The organism is Mesorhizobium sp. M0052, from assembly GCF_040323255.1.
Lineage (GTDB): Bacteria > Pseudomonadota > Alphaproteobacteria > Rhizobiales > Rhizobiaceae > Mesorhizobium.
In genome coordinates this window covers 1-21,456 of the sequence record NZ_JAMYUS010000006.1, presented here as the reverse complement: position 1 = coordinate 21,456, position 21,456 = coordinate 1, and the positions used below count along the sequence as shown (strand labels likewise).

Here is a 21,456-nt window from a genome sequence, read left to right as displayed (position 1 = left end):
ATTTGCGTCCAGCAAAGCCAGGATTTGTCAGCTCGCCGCCAGCCATTTGCGCGACTGCGCGAAGGCCTTGAAGGCTTTGGCATCCATCGGGTAGCCGAACAGGAAGCCTTGCAGGATGTCGCAGCCAAGCTCTTTCAGGATGCGCGCATGCTCCATCGTCTCGACGCCCTCGGCGATCACTTCGATCCCGAGCGACTTGCCGATGTCGATGATGGACGACACAAGCTGCCGCTGTGCGGTTGAGCTGGTGATGGGGGTAACCAGCTGGCGGTCGATCTTGAGGCGACGGGGCCGCAACTTCAACAGCGAGACGATCGAGGCATGCCCGGTGCCGAAATCGTCGATCTCGACGTCGATGCCGAGCCCCTTGATGTGTTCGATGTTCCAGCTGACCAGCTCGTCGTTTTCGTCGAGGAAAATCGACTCCACCAGTTCGAACGACACGGTCCCTTCCTTGATGGGAAGCTTGCGCAAACCCTTGATCAGGTCCCTGTCTTCCAGGCGCCGTGCGGAAACGTTGACCGAGACGCGCGGGATGTTGAGGTGGCTGCGCGACCAACGCTCGAAATTATCGAGCGCCTGCTCCAGGACGGTGCGGTCGATAAGCGCCACGACATTGAGTTCTTCAGCCACCTTGATGTAGGCGTCGGGGGTCAGCATGCCGCGTTGCGGGTGATCCCAACGCGACAGCGCCTCGACGCCGACGATCTCCAGCGTCTTGGCGTCGAACTGCGGCTGATAGTAGACGATGAATTCGTTCCGCTCGAGCCCGCCCAGAATCTCATCGGCGGTCTGCTTGGTCCGCACGATCTCGCTCTGCAGCTCTTCGTTGAAAAACTCGTAGCGGTTGCGGCCGCGGCCTTTCGCCCGGTACAGCGCCAAATCGGCATTGACGAGCAACTGCCTTGCATCGACGCCGCTATTGGCCGCAATGCCGATGCTGACGCCGAACCGGCACTGGTGACCCAGATAGTCGACCGGCTGGCGCATCGCATCGATAATGTGGTCGGCCAGCGCGGCGAGTTCCTTGTCGTCGCGTCCATGGCTCAGCACGACAAACTCGTCGCCGCCGATGCGCGCAACGAAATCGGCACTGCCGACGCTGGCCTTGATGACTTTCGAAGCATGCACCAGCAATGCATCGCCCGCTGCATGGCCGAGCGTGTCGTTGATCTGCTTGAACCGGTCAAGGTCGAGATGCAGCAACGCCGCACGGCCGTCGGCTTCGCGGTTTTCGGCAAGCATCTCGTCCAGATACCGACGGTTGGGCAGACCGGTCAGCGAATCATGCATCGCGACATGCTCGATGCGGGCTTTGGCCAGGTTCAGTTCGGCATTTTTCGATTCTGAAAGGCGACGTTCACGCATGAGATTCTCGTTGAGCAGCACGTCGCCTGTCACATCCCATTCGGCGCCGATCATTTTTGGCGTGCCGTCGATGTCCCGGAAGAAACTGGCGCGGGTGCGCACATGGCGAATGGTGCCGTCCGGCCGCAGGAGCCGATACTGCGAAGAGTAGGGGCCTTGTGTTGCAACAGCCGAATCGAAATCTGCTTTAGCCCGTTCGAAGTCTTGGGGATGGATCGCCAGCGCCCAGTCGTCATAGCTACGGGTCTTGCCGCCGCCGGGTTTGCCATAGATTTCGTTGATGCGGTCGTCCCATACGAGTTCGTTGCTGACGGTATCGTGCTCCCACACGCCTATAGCAGAGGCTTCCAACGCCAGCTCCAGCCGCCGGGACAGGCGCCTCAACTCGGCGTCACTTTTCTGCCGCTCACCGAAAAGACGTCCTGCCACGAGGATCGGCAGCACCACCAGCGCGCCGGCAAGCGCCATGAGCAGACGCAACAGCCACTCATTTTTCGGAGCGGTCGGCCAGCCGCCCTTCGGTATGGCTGAAATTTGCCAGGAGCCTGAAGGCAATTGCACCTCTGCCATCACCGGATTGCCGGACACGACATTATCGCCGCCGAAGAACAGTTCCCCGCCGCCGCCGAGCGCATCCTTGCCGATAAGCGCCACATCGATATCCAGATCAGGGTCGGTCAGTCCGCTGGCAGCGTAGAGCCGATCGACATCGATCACGGCCGAGACGATACCCCAGAAACGGTCGCCGCCACCCGCCGTCGGCACGAAGACCGGGATACGGCCGATGAAGCCACGTCCGCCTTGCGCCAGTTTGACCGGCCCGGCGAGCACCAGCGCGCGCTGGTCACGGGCGCGAAGCGCGGCCATGCGTTGCGTATCGCTCTTGCGGTAGTCCAGCCCGATGGCTTTTTCATTGCCTTCCAGCGGATACATCAGCGCGATGACGAGGTCGGGGGCGCCGGCAATATCGCGCAACTGCGATTTTTGCTCGAACAGATTACGGGCGAGTGCCGCAAATCTTTGCTGGCCCATATAGGGCTCGGTAACGATTGTCGAAACGAGACCCTGAACCAGCTGGAGATTGCCGCCTATGTTGCCTTCGAGCTTGGCGCGTATGATGTTGACCTTGGCCAGGACGTCGGCGCGCGCCAGCTGATCGGAGACCTCTCTGTTCCTCTGGTCGGCAACCAGGGCGCAGACGAGAAGCACGACAAAGGCAATCGCCGCCGGCAAGTTGGCGGAAGAAAAAACGGCCCGTTTCAACCGGCCGGAATTGAGCATTGCACCTGCCAACTCGATCCGAAGACCTTTCCAGGACAGTAGTCCTTCGGTCGACCATAGTAGCTAAAGCTTAAGTTTGAGCTTCGAGACGAATCCGAGAACAAGCGGTAAGCTTTTGGCTGCCAGGGTCCAGCCGAAATCTGAATGAGTGTCCGAAAGTAGGACGCCAGGTTGCAGCGTTCTGCAACCCAGCGGCGAAGTCATATTCGCCTCAGATTGCAACAAGCCGCCTGATCTTGCCGCGCGGGCCCTTGCGGGAGGCTTACTTCCCAGCCATTTGATCGGCCAGCGCCTGCGCCTGGGCGAGCAGCGCCGGGAAAGCCGGGTCAGCCGGCAGGCGCTGCGCCATGCAGGCCCGGTAGTCGCTGTCGCCCTTGTCCCAGGCGGCGTTGGAGGACTCGAACGCTTTTTCGTCCTTCAGGTCCGATGCCTGGTAGGCCTCCTGGAATTTCTGCGCGGCGGCGTCCGCAGCAGCCCACACGGCGTCGCAGGCGGCGATCTTCGGAACGGCAGGGGCTGCCGGCGCTGCGATAATTCTCACGCTGTTGCCTTTGACGAGCGTAACGATGACTTCCTGCTCATAGATCGGCCCGACGTCCTGCGTCCAGCCGCCGAGCCGTGCGAAGGCGATGTCGGCGCCTTCGGGTTTCTTCAATGGAAAGTCGAGCGTTCCCTCGAAGGCGGCGTCGCTGTTGATCGCCTGGGTATAGAAGGCATCCAGCTTAAGCGCCTCATCGATGCCGGCGGGCAGTTTGAAACTTTCGTCGGTCTCGGCGGTTCTGGACTGGAGCCAGCGCTCCAGCAGCCCTCGCGTCGTTGCCACTAGGCTGGGGCCGTCGTCGCCCTTGGTGTATCGCAGCCCATCGAGCATGCCATAGCCGATATCGGAGTCGCTGAGGCTTTCGATATTGATTGTGCCGGTTGGCGGAAAGTCCTTGACCGCCAGCGGCCCGATAATGCCGGCAAGACGCTGCTGGAGGTCGGCCAGCGCCTTCTCGTTCTCAGCGTCGATGGTCTCGATTGCCGCGTTCGCACTGTTCAGCGCTGCGATATCAGCAATCGCCTTGTCACGCGCGGCCACATAGTCGTCCTCCGGCGAGGCCGCGAAAGCCACGCTGCTCACCAGTGCAAACAGAAACGTCCAGACCCACCGCATGATATAAACCCTGCTCTACGTTCGATTCCAAGGATACATGACAACATTGGGCTGAAAAAAGACGCCGTTGGAGCTGCAGATCTCCCCACATGAGGGGGAGATGGCCGGCAGGCCAGAGGGGGTCGCCGCGCGTGAAGCGCTGACTCCTTTTGCAGCGCGAGACGACGTTAGCGCTTCACGCGCAACGCCCCCCTCTTTAGCCTTAGGCGACATCTCCCCCTCGAGGGGGGAGATTGGCGCCTAATCACGCCTTGCGCTTCTCCACCTCCGCCTTCCTCAGCAGGAAGCGCTGGATCTTGCCGCTTGGGGTCTTCGGCAGTTCCGTGATGAACTCGACCTCGCGCGGGTAGGCGTGCGCCGACAGCCGTTTCTTGACGTGCTGGGCCAGCTCTTCGGCGAGCTCCGAATTGCCCTTGTAAGCCGGCGCCAGAACGACGAAGGCCTTGACGATCTCGGTGCGCTGCGGATCGGGCACGCCGACGACAGCCGCCTCGTTGACCGCCGGATGCTCGATCAACGCGCTTTCGACGTCGAACGGGCCGATGCGATAACCGGCCGAGGTGATGACATCGTCGGCGCGGCCGATGAAGGAAACCGAACCGTCCGGCTCGTACTCCACCGTGTCGCCGGTGCGGTAGTAGCCGCCCGTGGTCGCCGGCGTCTCGGCTTGGTGATAGCCGTCGAACCAGCGCAGCGGCGACTTCGCGATGTCGACGGCGAGGATGCCGGGCTGGTTGGGGCCGAGCTCGTTGCCGGCCTCGTCCAGTACCACCATGCGATATCCGGGCATGGCGAAGCCGGCCGAGCCCGCGCGCACGACATGCGAGAGCCCATGATGGTTGTTGACCATCATGCCGTTCTCGGTCTGGCCGTAATGGTCGTGAATGGGCGCGGCGAGATTTGCGTCGAACCAGCGGATGACTTCCGGGTTGAGCGGCTCGCCGGCGCTGCTCACCACGCGCAGTCTGCCTTTGACACGGGCCGCAGCTTCCGCGCCTTCCGCCATCAGCAGGCGATAGGCGGTCGGCGAGCCGGCAAGGCTGGTGACGCCGAGCCGCTCGATGATGTCGTAAGTGCTCTTGGCGTTGAAGGCGCCTTCATGGAAGGTCGTGGCGATGCCGAGCTGCAACGGGCCGGTGATGGCGTAATAGAGGCCGTAGGCCCAGCCGGGGTCGGCGATGTTCCAGAAGATGTCGTCGGGCAGCAAGCCGATCGCGTCACGCATATAGGCGCCGAAGGCGAGCAGGGCGCGGAGCGGCACCGGGACGCCCTTGGGCAGGCCGGTCGTTCCCGACGTCGACATCATCATGAACAAATCGTCGCCCTTGCGCATCTCCGGCTGGCAGTCGGGCGAGGCGGTGCCAAGCGCGGCGCGGAAATCGATGTCGCCTGCAGGTAGCACATCGCCATTGCCAAGGATGGTGGCGATTTGCGCTGATGTCTCGACCTCGTCGAGCTTGCCGCGATTGGCCGGGTTGGTCACCACGATCCTGGCGCCGCTATAGCCGAGGCGGTGCTCGATGGCTTTCGGACCGAAGGCGGTGAACAGCGGCTGGTAGACCGCGCCGATGCGCCACGTCCCGAGGATCAGCGCCACCAGTTCGGGGACGCGCGGCAGCATGCCGGCGACGACATCGCCGGCACCGACGCCGGCGGCCTTGAGCACATTGGCGGCGCGCCCGGACATGTCGGCGAGATCGTCGAAGCTGAATTCGCGAAGCTCGCCGCCGGCCGAGATCGCGCGCAGCGCCAGCCGGTCTTCTCCGGTGTAGCGGCCGCAGCATTCGACATAGGCATTGATGCCGGTTCCAGGGTTGCCATACAACCGCGCGATCTCATCTTCGATGCGAAAGCGCTGAGCGGCATCCTCATAGCGCGGCATTTTGCTCATCGCGGTCCTCCCTAAGCGGCGCCCTCCCCTTGGAGCGCCTTATCGGTCAGATTGCCTGAAATTGCTGCGCTGGTCGATTACGGCGATAGTCGGGGGATGCGAAGGACCGCAGCGCAGCGACAATCCGCGCCGAGCCACTGCTGTTGACCGAACCATCCATCCGGCCGATAGCACCGCCAGAATTGCCCCGAGGCCCCAATGATCCCAAACTCAACTTTCGATGACGCGGCCACAGCCGACGAAGGACGCGACGCCGACACCGCGTGGCAGGACGACATCCGCGCCGGTGTGCGCCACGTCCGCGATCTCGCCTCGCTGCCGCTGTCACCCGCCGAGCACGCGGCGGCGCAGGAGGCGGCCGTACGCCACAAGGTGCGTGCCCCCAAAACCTATCTCGACCTGATCGACTGGAACGATCCCGCCGATCCGATCCGCGCCCAGGTCATTCCATCGCCGGATGAGCTGACGGAAACAGAAGGCGAGCTCGACGATCCGATCGCCGACCATGCCTTCAGTCCGGTGCCGCGACTGACGCACCGCCACGCCGACCGGGTGCTGTTGTTTGCGACCTACCAATGCGCGGTCTATTGCCGTTTCTGCTTCCGCAAGGAATCCCTGACCTCGATCGGCCGCGGCTATACGCGAGAAGCGCTCGAAGACGCCTTTGCCTATATCGAAGGCCATACCGAAATCCGCGAGGTGATCCTGACCGGCGGCGATCCGCTGTCGCTGCCGGACAAGGCGCTGGCCGAAATCCGCGCCCGCATCGAGGCGATCGCGCATGTCAGGCTGCTGCGCATCCACACGCGCGTGCCTGTCGTGCTGCCCGCGCGCATCACGCCGGGGCTGGTTCACGCCTTGCAGGGCCGGCTGATGGTCACAATCGTCACCCATTTCAACCATGCGCGGGAGATCACGCCGGCCACCGAATTGGCCTGCCGCGCCATGCGCCAGGCAGGCTTCGTGCTGCTCAACCAGAGCGTCCTGCTCAAGGGCGTCAACGACACGGTCGAGGTGCTGGAGGAACTCTGCCGCGAACTGATGTACCGGCTCGGCGTCAAACCCTATTACCTGCACCACGGCGACCTCGCGCGCGGCATGGCGCACAGGCGCACCACGATTGCGCAGGGACAGGCGCTGGCCGGCGCGCTGCGCGCCCGCCTGTCGGGCATCTGCAATCCGGTCTATGTGCTGGACCTGCCGGAAGGCGGCGGCAAGGTGCCGCTCGGGCCATGCCATGTCGAGGGGCGGGAAGGGCAGGATTGGCGCATCCGCGGCCAGGATGGCGAGGTGAGGGTATATCGGGACGTGGTGGTGTAGGCACGGCCCAGCGGCGACAATGACCGCGGCCGTCACATTGTCGATCGGGATGACCATCGCACCAAACTCTCGCCACTACGCGTTCGCCTGCATTCCGTATGTTGACATAAAGATATCCTTATGTGATGGTTGTCGCCTCAAGGATAAAAAATGTCGCAGAATTCTGCATCGCTGGACGCATTGTTCGGCCCCGTCGCGGCCAGACCCGATGGGTCCGAAGTGCTTGCGGCGCTCACCGCGGCGGCGCGCGAGCGCATTCTCATCCTCGACGGCGCCATGGGCACGCAGATTCAGGGTCTCGGTTTCGACGAGGAGCATTTTCGCGGCGAGGCATTCGCCGGCTGCGCCTGCCACCAGCAGGGCAACAACGACCTCTTGATCCTGACGCAGCCGAAGGCGATCGAGGAAATCCATTATCAATACGCCATCGCTGGCGCCGATATCCTCGAGACCAACACCTTCTCCTCGACCTCGATCGCCCAGGCCGATTACGGCATGGAGGATGCCGTCTACGCGCTGAACCGGGACGGCGCGCGACTGGTGCGTCGGGCAGCGGCGAGGGCACAGCAGGAGGACGGCAAGCGGCGCTTCGTCGCCGGCGCGCTCGGGCCGACCAACCGCACCGCCTCGATGTCGCCCGACGTCAACAATCCCGGCTACCGCGCGGTGACCTTCGATGAATTGCGCCTGGCTTATGGCGAGCAGTTGCGCGGCCTGGTCGACGGTGGCGCCGACATCATTCTCATCGAGACCATCTTCGATACGCTGAACGCCAAGGCGGCGATCTTTGCCTGCAACGAGATTTTCCTCGAAAAGGGCGTGCGCCTGCCGGTGATGATTTCGGGCACCATCACCGATCTCTCCGGCCGCACGCTGTCGGGCCAGACGCCGACCGCCTTCTGGCATTCGGTGCGCCATGCGAGCCCCTTCACCATCGGCCTCAACTGCGCGCTCGGCGCCAACGCCATGCGCGCGCATCTGGCTGAAATATCGGGCGTCGCCGACACCTTCGTCTGCGCGTATCCGAATGCCGGCCTGCCCAATGAATTCGGACGCTATGACGAGAGCCCGGACTTCATGGCCGCGCAGATCGAGGATTTTGCGCGGGAAGGGCTCGTCAACGTCGTCGGCGGCTGCTGCGGCTCGACGCCGGAGCACATCCGGGCGATTGCCGAGGCTGTCAAAAAGTATCCGCCGCGCGCAATTCCCGAGATCGAGCGCAAGATGCGCCTGTCCGGGTTGGAGCCGTTCACGCTGACCGACGAGATCCCCTTCGTCAATGTCGGCGAGCGCACCAACGTCACCGGCTCGGCCAGGTTCCGAAAGCTGATCACGGCGGGCGACTATGTTCCGGCGCTCGACGTGGCGCGCGACCAGGTCGCCAATGGCGCACAGATCATCGACATCAACATGGATGAAGGCCTGATCGATTCGAAGAAGGCGATGGTCGAGTATCTAAACCTGATCGCCGCCGAGCCTGACATCGCGCGGGTCCCGGTGATGGTGGACTCCTCGAAATGGGAGATCATCGAGGCCGGGCTTAAATGCGTGCAGGGCAAGCCGCTGGTCAATTCCATCTCGATGAAGGAAGGCGAGGAAGCCTTTCTGCATCACGCGAAGCTGGTGCGCGCCTATGGCGCGGCCGTGGTCGTCATGGCCTTCGACGAGGCCGGTCAGGCCGACACCAGGGCGCGCAAGGTCGAGATCTGCACCCGCGCCTACAAGCTGCTCACCGAACAGGCCGGTTTCCCGCCCGAAGACATCGTCTTCGACCCCAATGTCTTCGCGGTCGCCACCGGCATCGAGGAGCACGACAATTACGGCGTCGACTTCATCGAGGCCGCCGGCGAGATCACCGCCACGCTGCCGCATGTCCATATCTCGGGCGGCGTCTCGAACCTGTCCTTCTCGTTCCGCGGCAACGAGCCGGTGCGCGAGGCGATGCACGCGGTGTTCCTCTACCATGCCATCCAGCGCGGCATGGATATGGGCATCGTCAATGCCGGCCAGCTCGCCGTCTACGACACGATCGAACCGGGACTGCGCGAGGCGTGCGAGGATGTCGTGCTCAACCGCGCGCCCAGGGCCGGCGGCACCGCCACCGAACGCATGCTGGAGATCGCCGAACGCTTCAAGGGCACGGCCGGCAAGGAAGCCAGGGAGCGCGATCTCGCCTGGCGCGACTGGACGGTCGAGCAGCGCATTTCGCATGCGCTGGTCAACGGCATCACCGAATTCATCGACGCCGACACCGAAGAGGCGCGGCATGCGGCCGAGCGGCCTCTGCATGTCATCGAAGGCCCGCTGATGGCCGGCATGAATGTCGTCGGCGATCTGTTCGGCGCTGGAAAGATGTTCCTGCCGCAAGTGGTGAAGTCGGCGCGCGTGATGAAGCAGGCGGTGGCCGGATTGCTGCCGCACATGGAGGCGGAAAAACTGGCGAATGCCGCCAATGGGATCGACAATGGCGAGCGCCAGACGGCCGGCAAAATCCTGATGGCGACGGTGAAGGGCGATGTCCACGACATCGGCAAGAACATCGTCGGCGTCGTCCTGGCCTGCAACAATTACGAGATCATCGATCTCGGCGTCATGGTGCCGGCGGCAAAGATCCTGCAGACGGCGCGTGAGCAAAATGTCGACATCATCGGCCTGTCCGGCCTGATCACCCCGTCGCTGGACGAGATGGTGCACATGGCCGCCGAGATGGAGCGTGAAGGCTTCGACATTCCGCTGCTGATCGGCGGCGCCACCACCAGCCGCGTGCACACGGCGGTGAAGATCCACCCGCGCTATTCCAAGGGACAGACGGTCTATGTCAATGACGCCAGTCGCGCCGTCGGCGTCGTCTCGTCCTTGCTGTCGAACGAGACCAAGGGCGGCTACGTCGACACAGTGCGGGCCGAGTACGAAAAGGTCGCCGACGCGCATGCCCGCTCCGAGGCCGACAAGCAGCGGCTGCCGCTGGCAAAGGCCAGGGCCAATGCGCACAGGGTGGACTGGTCCGCCTATGAACCGCCGAAGCCGTCCTTCACCGGCGTGAAAGTGTTCGAGAACTGGGACCTGACTGAGCTCTCGCGCTACATCGACTGGACGCCGTTCTTCCAGACCTGGGAGCTGAAGGGGCGTTACCCCAAGATCCTCGACGACGAGAGGCAGGGACCGGCGGCGCGCCAGCTGTTCGAGGATGCGCAGGCGATGCTGAAAAAGATCATCGCGGAAAAATGGTTCGCGCCGCGCGCCGTCATCGGCTTCTGGCCGGCGAACGCCGTCGGCGACGACATCAGGCTGTTCACGGATGAGGCACGCTCGCAGGAACTGGCAACCTTCTTCACGCTGCGCCAGCAGCTGACCAGGCGCGACGGCAAGGCCAATGTCGCGCTGTCGGATTTCGTCGCGCCGGCCGACAGCGGCAAGTCGGACTATATCGGCGGCTTCATCGTCACCGCGGGGATCGAGGAGGTGGCGATATCAGAGCGCTTCGAGCGCGCCAATGACGATTATTCCTCGATCATGGTCAAGGCGCTGGCCGACCGTTTCGCCGAAGCTTTCGCCGAGCGCATGCACGAGAAGGTGCGCAAGGAATTCTGGGGTTACGCCGCCGACGAGACGCTGGCGCCGGATGAACTGATCGGCGAGCCCTATCGCGGCATCCGCCCCGCGCCCGGCTATCCCGCGCAGCCCGACCATACCGAGAAGGCGACCTTGTTCCAACTGCTGGATGGTGAGCGCAATGCCGGCGTCAGCCTGACCGAGAGCTATGCGATGTGGCCGGGTTCATCGGTCTCCGGCATCTATCTCGCCCATCCCGAAAGCTATTATTTCGGTGTCGCCAAGGTCGAACGCGACCAGGTCGAGGACTATGCGCGGCGTAAAGCCATGCCGCTGGCAGATGCCGAGCGCTGGCTTGGGCCGATCCTCAACTATGTGCCCGTGGATTATGCCGAGGCGGCGGAATAGCCGGGACGTGATCTTGCCCAATGGCTGCTCGACCGCTCCCTTGATTTTTCACCGTCGAAAAAAATCGCGCCGCACCCGGTTCTCGGCGAGCTGCCGGTTGTCGGTCGGTCAGACTTAGGTCCCTCGCGCCTGCTTTTCTGGAACAAGCCGTGATGTCCCGCATTTTATTGGCAGGGACACAAGGAGTGTCGAGTGAAAGCGATTTTGGGACTGGTCGGCGGCTTCGTGCTGACCCTTGCGGTGTTCGGCAGCGGGCTGGTTTTCGCAGCCTGGCTGCTTGCCGCCAAGCCTGTGCGGGAGGCAAGGCCCACCGTTAGCGTGGCGGAACTGTGGACCCGGAAAGCGCGGCCGGTGGACAAGACGGCGCAGGACTTCGAACGTGTGCCGCCCGAGCAGTCCGCGCCTGCCGACATCGCCGCCAAGGAGCCAGCCCAGGACCCGGCCAGGCAGCAGCCCGATCCCACAGTCACCGGCGCCATCGCGCGGACCGAACTGCCGCCGCCGCATCTCGCCTGGTGCGCCAGCCGATACCGCTCCTACGATCCCGACGACAACAGCTACATGTCCTATAGCGGACAGCAGCGCACCTGCGTATCGCCCTATCTCGCCGCCGACCGCGTCGCGCCGCGAGAGGCAAGCTACGTCGAGGGCGCGGGCGCCTACGCGGCTGCCGGCGGCGAACCGGACCATGTCGCCTCCTGCTTCAGCCGCTATCGCTCCTACCGTCCGGAAGACAACAGCTACCAGCCATATTCCGGCGGGCCGAGACGGCAATGCGAGTAGCCAGCGCGAAGGGCGCCGCCAACGATTGCGACCGCGCGATTTCTGGGATCGTCCGGATCGTCCTCAAAGCCCAGGGGAGGAACCACCATGGAAGACGACCGGCATCACAAGATACAGCAGCGCGCCTACCAGATCTGGGAGCGCGAAGGCACTGGCGACCCCGAGCACCACTGGCACCGGGCCGAGGCCGAGATCGACCGCGAAGCAGCCCTGCCGCTGACCGCCGACGACGCCCTGCCGCGCGAGATCGCCAGCACCGACGTCCTGACCGTCGAGGAACTCGCCGTGCGCACCGGCATATCGGGCGATGAGGCGCAGGAGCTGATCGACAGGCTGGGCACGGACCGCGCCGCGGTGGAGCAGGCGGCGCGGGGGATTGCGAACAAAAGGCGGGTGAAATCCTGATCAGGTAGGGAGCGATGATCCGCAAACTCAAAGTGGAAGATACTGCCTCTATTCGCGCAAGGAAGACGATAAAATTGGCAAGCACCGCAATTTTTTGCCACGCTTGCGTAACGGTAGAAGCAGAACTAAGCAGGGCACAGTATTTTAAGTGGATCGACGAGAGGTGAGGGCGGCTAACAAAAGATAGCTCATTTGCGCGCGGGTGAGGCAAAAAAGATCTAAGTTCGAAATGGGATCAATTTTCCTCGCCACTCGCCATCTTCTTTGAAATAGAAGCCAATAAAGTCGTTACGCGCAAACTGATCATCTCTCGCTCCGAGATGATTGGTTCCTAAGCCACCATCTTTTTCGACCCAAACCCTCCAAACGACCTTCAAATCGTGGCTGTTCGCAAACTTCTCGATGAGATCGCTTCGAATAACCGCAATACCAGCTAAAAATTCTGGAGCATCAGAGAATGCAGGAGATCCGTCCTCCGTTACAAAGAAATTCGACCACCCATCCTTGGGTCGGAGCTTCAGTTCCCCAAGCAATGCGGGATGAGGCGTCGAGAAATCTGTCTCTCCTGAAACACCACTCCTATCGAATTCGCTATATTTGGGTGAAAAGCCCTCGGCTATTCGCCCAAATTTGAAATTCGCTACTTCATACGGCAAAGAAAACGTCGGAGTCGAAGCTTGGTGTCTGAAACTCCGCTGGCCGAAGAGAGAGGGTGCAGACCAACCGCCATCGAACACGTCATGGCTATTCTTATTTAAGATTTTGGTTGTCAATTTCACCAATTTGCCCAAGTCTGCCTGATGGACGAGAATGAGTTCTATCCCATACTGGGCGCTTCTGAATGGATCACCCGACTCAAAGCCTTTCATGTAATCGGGGCTTCTGCGAAAGCTACGATGTAAACACCATTGTTGCCCGCCCTCATCGAATTGCATGAGAAATTGTGACGGGTGCGGAATATCGTCCAAATTTTTTGTCCAAGCCTTATTACTTTCGGGGCTGCCAGGAACAAAAGCCATGTCCGGTACACGCATTACTTTCGGCATGTAGGTCTCAGCGGGCTTGCTAAATGAGCCGCTCAAATACGTGGCATCGATATCTGCACGTTCGAAATTCTCAAGCAGAATTAGAGCGCTCGGTTTCTTCTCCCAGTCGACATACCAATGGTGGTCAGCAAGATAGCCAACTAGCTCGGCAAACGCGATGTGCTGGTACTTTTTCCCAATTCTCTCCACCTGATGGTCATGCCTACCATGAGAGTACCTCAAGCGCTTCGTTTCGATCTCCTCGTGTAGAGATTGCTGCCAACCAAGTTCTAGCGTTCGACTGAAAACCCAACATTGACCCTTCAAGAGCGGAAACATCGGTATTCCATTCTCTCTGAATCTGGATAGCGGCTCAAGGCGTTGGTATTCTTCCTCTAGTTCCTCGGGTAATAATTTTAAAAGTGAACCCTCGGTCTCCGCGTAAAGCTCTTCAAGAAACTTTCCATTATTTTCTTGGTTGGTATCTTCAGATTCCATAAAATCTGAGAACCTGTTCACTTCCTGCTGATCAGATAATCGGGCGAGTTCGGCATGGGTTTTTTTAGCGCTTGGGCCGAGGACCGCAACCTTGCTCCAGAAGAGTCGTATCTCCTCCTTGCGAGTCAGCGGGGGGTGTTCTCCCCGAGCAACCGCCGAGAAACTGTTGTCAATTCCGCCCATGGTATAACGACCGAAGTCTCCGGCCATCATAGGTGCTTTCCCATCAAAGGGTGTTCTGATGTAGCCGACAACTGAGCTGAAGATCGACCTAGCGCTTTCATGGTATGGTGCAATCTTCTCCAGAGACGGCCAGTCAGTTATAGCCTCTGACGAATATGGCGGAGCGGACCTCGATACCAGTTCGTCAGCAACGCCGACTTTATTAAATGCTGCATGGTCGACGATGATTTGCGCATAGCGTCGTATCCAAGCGTGGCGCTCCACTGGGCGCTTACCGAAAACCATGCGGTCGGCTGCGAGCGCGGCGGCTTTCAGAAACCCTATGTCTTCGCAATAGAGGACACCAGCCGAAGCGGCGGCCAAGATGCGCTCTCGGACGTAGGGATCGTCCCAGTCGGAGAACTCTTCTATCAGTATGGAAATCTCTTCGGGGAACTTAACGAGCAAGCTTGCCAAAGCCTTGGTCGCACAATCTCGTAATTCTCTATCTATGGTCGAGGTCATCAAAGCGAGTGCTGTCGCCACCTGATGAATCTTTTCCGCTTCAATTTCGGATTTTGGAGCAACCCAGGCCCAGTCGATCAGTTGCTGTACTGCTGGCCAATCGTCGTCAGAGGTCTCGGTTTTCCCGACCAGATAGACTGACCATTTAGCATCTCGTTCCCCAAGCGGTAATGACGCTAATTGCTTCTTCAAGTAAGATGCATTGAGGGGGCAGTCTGACAATGGTGCCATCTCGAGAAGTAGGTCAAACCACTCAGAATCATCTATCGATGGTCCCCTTTTTCCTTTTCTCTGCCTCTGCCGTTCGAGCAGGCCTACTGTTTCCTCTGATATGTCTCTACCCTGTCTCCATGACAGCGATGACACGAATTCTTCTATCGAGATGCGAACATTTTCAAGAAAATTTTCTTCTATTAAGGGCAGTTCTCGCCCAAACCGGGCAGGAGTAAGAGCAAGAAGTGCGATGCGCGGCCCGGCAAACTCATAGAATCGTTCCTCCGAAAAAAGATGCTCGAATTTTCCACTGGCCTTCAGTTCTGTTGCCAAGCCTTCCAAGGTCTTGCAATCTCTAATTATCGCGTCAGCAACGAAGTAATCACCGAACTTTTGAAATCCAAAAGATACACGCTTTCCGTTCTCTGAATCGGCCGAGGGGAAGTCCAAAAAAAGGCCCTCGTCTATCAGACGTGGTAACAGCCGCTCACTCTCTTTTGCCGGAGAGGCGAGATTAACAACATCTTCGCAAATCTTGTACGCTAATTCATATGCGACGTACTCACTTCTGGTTGCAGCCATCTCCGACGAAATATTCATCATTATCCGATGAATCTTCCCATCATTTAGGGAAATACGATCGAACCCCTTCGTGATCAGATTTTGCTCAACCGCGCCAAGCCAAAACGATATCAGTGTTGCAATGGAGTCCATGCCTCGTGGAAACGAGACTAGGCCCTTGGCTTTCATGAAATCCACAGCAGTCGAAAGGAACAGCGGATTGTAGAGGATTTCGTTCAAACCGAATATCGGAGCGGAGGGCCGCTCGATGCCGTTTCGGTCAAGATATTCTTTTGCCGCCTCTCCTAAATGACCTCTAAATCCGTGATGTGAAATCTGGGAAATGTTCAACCCGGGACGTATGCAGAGTTCTCGATAGGAGGAGCGGATGGAGACACAAAGCGCAATGCGGTTGAATTTCTTGATTTGCGCAATGAGGCTCGGCAAGCCGGCTTCCCATCCCCTTGCAAACAAGCTTTCATTTATGCCGTCGATTACAATGAAAGCCGGACTGCCATTTGCGAGTGCGGCGCTATGGAGCGCTGCTAGGAAGGTCTCGAATCTGAGATCGCCGATATCTAGGTACCGCAACAAATCCTGTTCCGGTCTGTCGCCATGATCTAGGACCCTGGCCGGAACAAATAGCGCAGGCGCCCCATTTCCTAGGTGCGTTTCCACTTCATTGGCGAGAAGGTGAGATTTTCCGATCCCTGCTTCTCCGTCCACCAGCAAAGTGGGTTGCTGCAGCAATTTGATTTCCGGCGGCGAAAACTCAGAGGCTGCCTCTCCGATCTTGGTAACGAGATCACTTAGTCTTCCACGCACCCCGTCAGCGTATACGAAGTTGTACTTCGTCTTGCCGGTCTCCGGATCGAGTTTCTCATGTTGTTCGTATTGGGCGTTTGTCAGGGCTCGCAGCGATGGGTCTTGATTGTCGATCTCAGCAATTTTGCGCAAATTCTCCGACAGCTGACTAGCGTATAAATCCCTGCCATCGCTTCCCGCCAAGGAGCGGCTAACTTCGTCAAGAAGTTTTGATAATTTCGCGCTATACTCCTTCAAAGCGTCGGTCACGCCATCCGAATTTGCGAGCGATTGAAGGACGGCTATCGCACCAGCCACGCCTTGCGAAACGCGCAGTAAACGACCTTCAAAGTTACCATCTCGGCGCAATACGCGGATCGTATTGCCTATTCTGACTTCGACATGATCGTCGGGGCGATAGCGCTTTCCGATATAAGCAAATGACCTAGCCAGCTGGTGTTGGAACCAATCAATGTCCAGAACATTCTGATCAAACCAATAAAGCCGCATTCCTGAATATATTGCGTCATTGCGTTGCAACTTACTGACAAAATAGCTTTCATCCCAAAGGATAACTGAAACTGATCTGTTTAGCGCGGAAGTTTCGTGGCCGCACCATTCCTTGAAGCGGTTCCAATTCTTTGTCTGTGTGTCATCGTCCCCTTCGGCATGCCCTGAGAAATTCCTGGGAACTGCGACATAGTAACGTTCCAATTTGGGAAAATTCGCTAGTGCGGCGCTAAACGATTTCTTGAGCTGTGCAATCTCAGAGGCCGCAAATGAACCAGGGAAGTATTTAGTTTGCCAGCCCCAAATACGACCGTCGGTAAACTTGACCAGTATCTCAACCCCTCCGTCAGCTCCAGGCCCGCGACTTTCGATTGACGCATAATTTTCCGGAGGATCTGCGAGCACCAATTGGCGGGTAAGCTCCTCAAACCCATCGTTTTGAGAACTCCGATGTTTGCGGATATTGCGGAAATTAATATCTGGGATATTCAAGTCAGCTGATTCCAGTTTGGGCGACCGAACGAATAAGTTAATTTCTTTTCCTAGCTATCAGGATTCTTCCGGGCTTAGCTACGAATTTCCACGTGACCGCAATGCGGCAGTTTGCGCCAAGGATTGTCGAATATTCCGACGACATTGCCTATGCGCTGCAGACCGTCGGCTCGCAAAAGGCCGTCCGTTTCAACCGCCTTCACTCCCCTCCCGTTAACCTTTCATTAACCATACCACCGCTAGCGTTTACCTCTCAGTAAGGAATCGCCCGCCGTGACCTTTGCCGCTCCCCTCGAGGCCAAATCCATTCGCTTTCGCGCCCGCTCCTTCGTCGCTTTCACGCTGACGCCGGAGGCGCCGTTGGATGTGTGGCTGGAGAGCCTGGATCGCTGGGTCGGCAACTCGCCGGGCTATTTCGCCGGGCGCCCGGTGGTGCTCGATCTGAACGTGCTGAAGCCGGATGTCGTCGCCATCGAAGCGCTGGTCGACCTGCTCGGCCAGCGCGGCATCCGCATCTATGCCATGGAGCTCGATGGCGGCACAGAGTTTGGCGCGCATCTGCCGCCGGTGCTGGTCGGCGCCAAGGAGGCAACCACCGACGGGCTGCTGCAGCCGAGCCGCAAGGCGGGCAGGGCGGAGGACGCCACTGCCTTAAGCGACATGAAGGCGGCCGGTGACATCAAGGCAGAGGCCGGCGATTTGAAGGCTGGCGATTTGAAACCTGCGGGCGATGCAAAGCCGTCGCATGACCCCAAGATTGCCACGCCGGACGCCGGCACGTTGATGATCCGCTCGCCGATCCGCTCGGGCCAGCTCATCTTCCATCCGCATGGCGATGTCATCGTGCTCGGCTCCGTCGCCTCCGGCTCCGAGATCGTCGCCACCGGCTCGATCCATGTCTATGGCACGCTGCGCGGCCGCGCTTCGGCAGGTGCGCAGGGCAACACCGCCGCCCGCGTCTTCTGCCGCAGGAACGAGGCCGAGCTTCTGTCGGTGGATGGCTGGTATTGCACCGCCGAGGAGATGGACCCGTCAGTCCGGGGCAAGCCCGTGCAGGCATTTCTCGACAACGGCATGCTGCGCATCGCCCCTTTCAGCTAATGCGCTCGCCCGACCAACGACAAAACGAACAACAACGGAGGCTTTATTGATGGGCAAGGTAGTGGTGGTCACCTCGGGCAAGGGGGGCGTCGGCAAGACGACCTCCACCGCGGCACTAGGGGCGGCTGTCGCCAAGACCGGCAAGAAGGTGGCGCTGGTCGATTTCGATGTCGGCTTGCGCAACCTCGATTTGATCATGGGCGCCGAACGGCGCGTGGTGTTCGACCTCGTCAACGTCATCCAGGGCTCGGCAAAGCTGTCGCAGGCGCTGATCCGCGACAAGCGGGTGGAAACGCTGTTCCTGCTGCCGGCCTCGCAGACGCGCGACAAGGATGCGCTGACCGAGGAGGGCGTCGCCGAGGTCATCGGCAAGCTGCGCTCGGTGTTCGACTATGTCTTCTGCGACAGCCCGGCCGGCATCGAGCGCGGCGCGCAGCTCGCCATGCGCTTTGCCGACGAGGCGGTCATCGTCACCAATCCGGAGGTGTCGTCGGTGCGCGATTCCGATCGCATCATCGGCCTGCTCGATTCCCGCACCTTGCGCGCCGAGGAGGGCGAGCAGATCGCCAAGCATGTGCTGGTCACGCGCTATGATGCGGGACGCGCCGCGCGCGGTGAAATGCTGTCGATCGACGATGTGCTGGAGATCCTGTCGGTGCCGCTGCTCGGCATCATTCCCGAGAGCCAGGATGTGCTGCGCGCCTCCAACCTCGGTTCGCCGGTGACGCTGTCGGAGCCGCTCAATGCCGCTGCCAAGGCTTACATCGACGCGGCCAAGCGGCTCGAGGGCGAACAGCTGCCGGTCATCGTGCCCTTCGAGCGCAAGGGCTTCCTCGATCGTCTTTTGGGAAGGAGGGCGGCATGAACCTGCTCGACATCTTCAAGCGGCGCACCAGCGCGCCGGTGGCGCGCGAACGGCTGCAAGTGCTTCTCGCCTATGAGCGCCGCAACCGCAGCCAGCCCGATCTCGTCTCCATCCTGCGCGAGGAGATCATGGCGGTGATCGCCAAGCATGTGCAGATCGACCAGGACTATCTGCAAGTCTCGATGGACCGCGGCGAGACCATGTCGACGCTGGAGATCGACATCCAGATCCCCAACAAGAGCGCAGTGCCGCTGGCCATGGCCGGGTGAGATTGAAGCTGCTGATCTCCCCCCTTGTGGGGGAGATGGCCGGCAGGCCAGAGGGGGGCGCTGTCCCGCTGGCCTGTCGATTACATGTAGCAACGGCTTTGCCAAAGATCTGGATTCGCTGAGACGTAGCGATCCTTCGCGCCCCCCTCTGTCCTGCCGGACATCTCCCCCACGAGGGGGGAGATTGCGCTCCTCGCGCTCGCCTGCGCCAAGCACCCCCACCCGGACCTGCGGTCCGACCTCCCCACAAGGGGGAGGTAGGGGGCCAGCGCCTCTCCCCAAAAAACATTCAACCAACTAGTTGACTATCTAAAATCTCGCCTCTATATTCAACTACATGGTTGAATTAGAGGCGCCCCAGATGGACCAGGTTTTTCACGCCCTTGGCGATGCCACGCGCCGGAACATGCTTAACCACCTCGCCGGCGGCGAGCGTACGGTGAGCGAGCTGGCTCAACCCTTTGCCATGTCGCTGGCCGCCGCCTCCAAGCACATCAAGGCGCTGGAGCATGCCGGGCTGATCCGGCGCGAAGTGCGCGGGCGCACCCATGTCTGCCGCCTCGAGGCCCGCCCGCTGGCCACCGCCTATCAGTGGCTCGGCCAATACGCGCGTTTCTGGAACAGCCGCCTCGATGTGCTCGAACAGCTTTTGCGCGAGGAGGCGGGGCGCAAAACGCCGGCAGCGCAGACAACGCCGGCACCGGCAAATCCAGAACCATCGAAGCCGGAATCACCCAGGCCAACACCTTCCAAGGGAGACGACCGATGAACCAGATGAACAGCTTCGACGGCTACGCCCAGCTGATCCAGCCGGCCACTTTGAGGATCGAACGGCTTTTGCCCGGAACCAGGGAGCGCGTCTGGGAATATCTGACGCAGAGCGATCTGCGCCGCAAATGGCTGGCGGCCGGCGACATGGAGATGGAGGAAGGCTCTTCCTTCGAGCTGGTCTGGCGCAACGACGAACTGACCGATCCGCCCGGCGACAGGCCGGCCAGCTTCAGTGGCGGCGAGCAGCGGATGCACAACCAGATCGTCGAGTGCGATCCGCCGCGCAAGCTCACCATCACCTGGAACGGCAGCGGCAATGTCACCTTCGAATTGGCGCAGCGCGGCGACGACGTTCTGCTCACCCTGGTCCACCGCCGCCTGCCGGACCGCTCGAGCCTGATGATGCATGCCGCAGGCTGGCACGTGCATCTCGACCTCCTGGTTGCCCGCGTGGCGGCCGAGAAGCCCGAACCGTTCTGGGACAGCTTTAGCCGTATCGTGGCGGAATACGACCGGCGCCTGCCGGCCTGACCTGACCTAACGCATCGCCCGGTCCAACCGGGCACCATCGATCCCTTGCGCCGGATGCCGGCGCAAGGGCCGGCGAAACACGCGCCTTCGCCAGATACCGCGGCGCGTCATCGGAAGTGAAACCAGGCAACGTGCTTGCATCCCGCAAGCCCGAAGGAGGAAGTCATGCGTAAATTGATCACCGGAATGAAGATCTCCATCGACGGCAAGATCGAAGGCCCCGAAGGCTTCGCCGACTGGGTCGACAACTGGTCGGAGGAATACGGCCTGATGCCTGAGATCGACGCCTGCCTGCTCGGCGGCGTCATGTATGCCGGTTATGAGCGCTACTGGAGCGCGATCCAACAGAACGAGCCGGACCAGCCATTGCCGATGACCGGCAGACTGGTCGACCCGGCCGAACTCGAATGGGCGCGCTTTGCCGCGAAAACCCCGCACTATGTGTTGTCGAACACCATGACGACGGCAGCCTGGGCCTCCACGCGCTTGCTGCGCAGCCTCGACGACATCGCGGCGCTGAAGCGCGAGCCCGGCAAGGACATCTACCTCATGGGCGGCGCCCGCCTCACCGCCAGCCTGATCGAGGCGGGGCTAGTGGATGAAATGCGGCTCATCGTCTACCCGCTGCTCGCCGGCGACGGCAAGGCGCTGTTCGGCACGGTGCACGCCCGGCACGGACTGGAACTGCGCAAGGCCGAGGCGCTTTCGGATGGACGTGTGAGCCTGGTGTATCGGCTGGCGAGCTAGCCTCTTTTCCTCTCCCTCCGGAGGGGAGAGGTGGCGCCGCGAAGCGGCGACGGAGTGGGGGAAGGCGCTCATGAAACCCACGGTCGCCGCCTCCGGCAAGCAGGCAATCGGGCGGATGTGATGGACGGTCGGGGGGGGCCCCGCCGCCACGGCGGAGAGCACACAAACACCCCCCCCCAGCCGCGGGGGGGTGAGAGGAGGAGGGTGGGGGGGGCGGG

The 21,456-nt window shown here is 60.7% G+C and carries 14 protein-coding genes; 10 read left to right on the top strand and 4 right to left on the bottom strand.

The features are described 5' to 3' along the window. Nucleotides 1-27 precede the first annotated feature (27 nt). The 3 genes from NKJ77_RS09250 to NKJ77_RS09240 all read right to left on the bottom strand — a co-directional run bounded on the left by NKJ77_RS09250 (nucleotide 28) and on the right by NKJ77_RS09240 (nucleotide 5,696). On the bottom strand, nucleotides 28-2,649 hold the full coding sequence (locus NKJ77_RS09250) for a bifunctional diguanylate cyclase/phosphodiesterase (protein ID WP_352534990.1): 2,622 nt from the start codon (nucleotides 2,647-2,649) through the stop codon (nucleotides 28-30). Nucleotides 2,650-2,911: 262 nt separating this feature from the next. After that, nucleotides 2,912-3,805 carry a hypothetical protein gene (locus tag NKJ77_RS09245; protein WP_023693888.1) on the bottom strand — a complete coding sequence of 298 codons (894 nt, stop codon included), beginning with the start codon at nucleotides 3,803-3,805 and terminating at the stop codon, nucleotides 2,912-2,914. 244 nt (nucleotides 3,806-4,049) lie between these two features. Beyond that, a complete protein-coding gene (locus NKJ77_RS09240; protein WP_352534988.1) occupies nucleotides 4,050-5,696 on the bottom strand; it encodes an acyl-CoA synthetase in 1,647 nt (548 codons plus the stop codon). A 198-nt stretch (nucleotides 5,697-5,894) separates the two neighbouring features. On the opposite strand from NKJ77_RS09240, the gene NKJ77_RS09235 reads away from it, so the two are divergent. The 4 genes from NKJ77_RS09235 to NKJ77_RS09220 all read left to right on the top strand — a co-directional run bounded on the left by NKJ77_RS09235 (nucleotide 5,895) and on the right by NKJ77_RS09220 (nucleotide 12,164). After that, nucleotides 5,895-7,016, top strand: a complete 1,122-nt coding sequence (locus NKJ77_RS09235) for a KamA family radical SAM protein (protein WP_352534986.1) — start codon at nucleotides 5,895-5,897, stop codon at nucleotides 7,014-7,016. Nucleotides 7,017-7,166: 150 nt separating this feature from the next. Further along, nucleotides 7,167-10,976: a methionine synthase gene (gene metH / locus NKJ77_RS09230; protein WP_352534984.1), complete on the top strand. Its 3,810-nt coding sequence runs from the start codon at nucleotides 7,167-7,169 to the stop codon at nucleotides 10,974-10,976. A 192-nt stretch (nucleotides 10,977-11,168) separates the two neighbouring features. Continuing rightward, nucleotides 11,169-11,759 (top strand): BA14K family protein, encoded by a 591-nt coding sequence (locus NKJ77_RS09225; RefSeq protein ID WP_023701844.1) that lies wholly within the window; start codon nucleotides 11,169-11,171, stop codon nucleotides 11,757-11,759. 87 nt (nucleotides 11,760-11,846) lie between these two features. Then, nucleotides 11,847-12,164 carry a DUF2934 domain-containing protein gene (locus NKJ77_RS09220; RefSeq protein ID WP_352534981.1) on the top strand — a complete coding sequence of 106 codons (318 nt, stop codon included), beginning with the start codon at nucleotides 11,847-11,849 and terminating at the stop codon, nucleotides 12,162-12,164. 218 nt (nucleotides 12,165-12,382) lie between these two features. On the opposite strand, the gene NKJ77_RS09215 is transcribed toward NKJ77_RS09220, so the two are convergent. Beyond that, the gene (locus NKJ77_RS09215) at nucleotides 12,383-16,954 is read right to left on the bottom strand and encodes an NACHT domain-containing protein (protein WP_352534979.1); all 4,572 of its coding nucleotides are present in this window, start codon (nucleotides 16,952-16,954) and stop codon (nucleotides 12,383-12,385) included. A 273-nt stretch (nucleotides 16,955-17,227) separates the two neighbouring features. Here NKJ77_RS09215 and minC point away from each other — a divergent pair, with 273 nt between their 5' ends. From minC to NKJ77_RS09185, 6 genes are all read left to right on the top strand, one after another. Beyond that, complete coding sequence (gene minC / locus NKJ77_RS09210) at nucleotides 17,228-18,055, top strand: septum site-determining protein MinC (RefSeq protein WP_352534977.1); 828 nt, start codon at nucleotides 17,228-17,230, stop codon at nucleotides 18,053-18,055. Between the two features lie 49 nt (nucleotides 18,056-18,104). Next, nucleotides 18,105-18,920: a septum site-determining protein MinD gene (gene minD, locus NKJ77_RS09205; RefSeq protein WP_023670342.1), complete on the top strand. Its 816-nt coding sequence runs from the start codon at nucleotides 18,105-18,107 to the stop codon at nucleotides 18,918-18,920. Continuing rightward, nucleotides 18,917-19,189, top strand: a complete 273-nt coding sequence (gene minE, locus NKJ77_RS09200; protein ID WP_023684809.1) for a cell division topological specificity factor MinE — start codon at nucleotides 18,917-18,919, stop codon at nucleotides 19,187-19,189. The genes minD and minE overlap by 4 nt, the downstream gene beginning before the upstream one ends. Nucleotides 19,190-19,526: 337 nt before the next feature. Beyond that, nucleotides 19,527-19,958, top strand: coding sequence for an ArsR/SmtB family transcription factor (locus NKJ77_RS09195; RefSeq protein WP_050588166.1), 432 nt, complete (start codon nucleotides 19,527-19,529; stop codon nucleotides 19,956-19,958). Beyond that, the gene (locus NKJ77_RS09190) at nucleotides 19,955-20,491 is read left to right on the top strand and encodes an SRPBCC family protein (protein ID WP_023749880.1); all 537 of its coding nucleotides are present in this window, start codon (nucleotides 19,955-19,957) and stop codon (nucleotides 20,489-20,491) included. The genes NKJ77_RS09195 and NKJ77_RS09190 overlap by 4 nt, the downstream gene beginning before the upstream one ends. A 165-nt stretch (nucleotides 20,492-20,656) precedes the next feature. Further along, on the top strand, nucleotides 20,657-21,238 hold the full coding sequence (locus NKJ77_RS09185) for a dihydrofolate reductase family protein (RefSeq protein WP_031209893.1): 582 nt from the start codon (nucleotides 20,657-20,659) through the stop codon (nucleotides 21,236-21,238). The last annotated feature ends 218 nt before the right edge of the window (nucleotides 21,239-21,456 follow it).

Excerpts from the sequence above, each read along its gene's own strand:
- NKJ77_RS09190 (WP_023749880.1), top strand. The coding sequence starts at position 19,955 with ATGAACCAGATGAACAGCTTCGACGGCTACGCCCAGCTGATCCAGCCG.
- NKJ77_RS09245 (WP_023693888.1), bottom strand. The coding sequence starts at position 3,805 with ATGCGGTGGGTCTGGACGTTTCTGTTTGCACTGGTGAGCAGCGTGGCT.
- minD (WP_023670342.1), top strand. The coding sequence starts at position 18,105 with ATGGGCAAGGTAGTGGTGGTCACCTCGGGCAAGGGGGGCGTCGGCAAG.
- NKJ77_RS09195 (WP_050588166.1), top strand. The coding sequence starts at position 19,527 with ATGGTTGAATTAGAGGCGCCCCAGATGGACCAGGTTTTTCACGCCCTT.
- NKJ77_RS09235 (WP_352534986.1), top strand. The coding sequence starts at position 5,895 with ATGATCCCAAACTCAACTTTCGATGACGCGGCCACAGCCGACGAAGGA.
- NKJ77_RS09250 (WP_352534990.1), bottom strand. The coding sequence starts at position 2,649 with ATGCTCAATTCCGGCCGGTTGAAACGGGCCGTTTTTTCTTCCGCCAAC.
- NKJ77_RS09240 (WP_352534988.1), bottom strand. The coding sequence starts at position 5,696 with ATGAGCAAAATGCCGCGCTATGAGGATGCCGCTCAGCGCTTTCGCATC.
- metH (WP_352534984.1), top strand. The coding sequence starts at position 7,167 with ATGTCGCAGAATTCTGCATCGCTGGACGCATTGTTCGGCCCCGTCGCG.
- NKJ77_RS09220 (WP_352534981.1), top strand. The coding sequence starts at position 11,847 with ATGGAAGACGACCGGCATCACAAGATACAGCAGCGCGCCTACCAGATC.
- minE (WP_023684809.1), top strand. The coding sequence starts at position 18,917 with ATGAACCTGCTCGACATCTTCAAGCGGCGCACCAGCGCGCCGGTGGCG.
- NKJ77_RS09185 (WP_031209893.1), top strand. The coding sequence starts at position 20,657 with ATGCGTAAATTGATCACCGGAATGAAGATCTCCATCGACGGCAAGATC.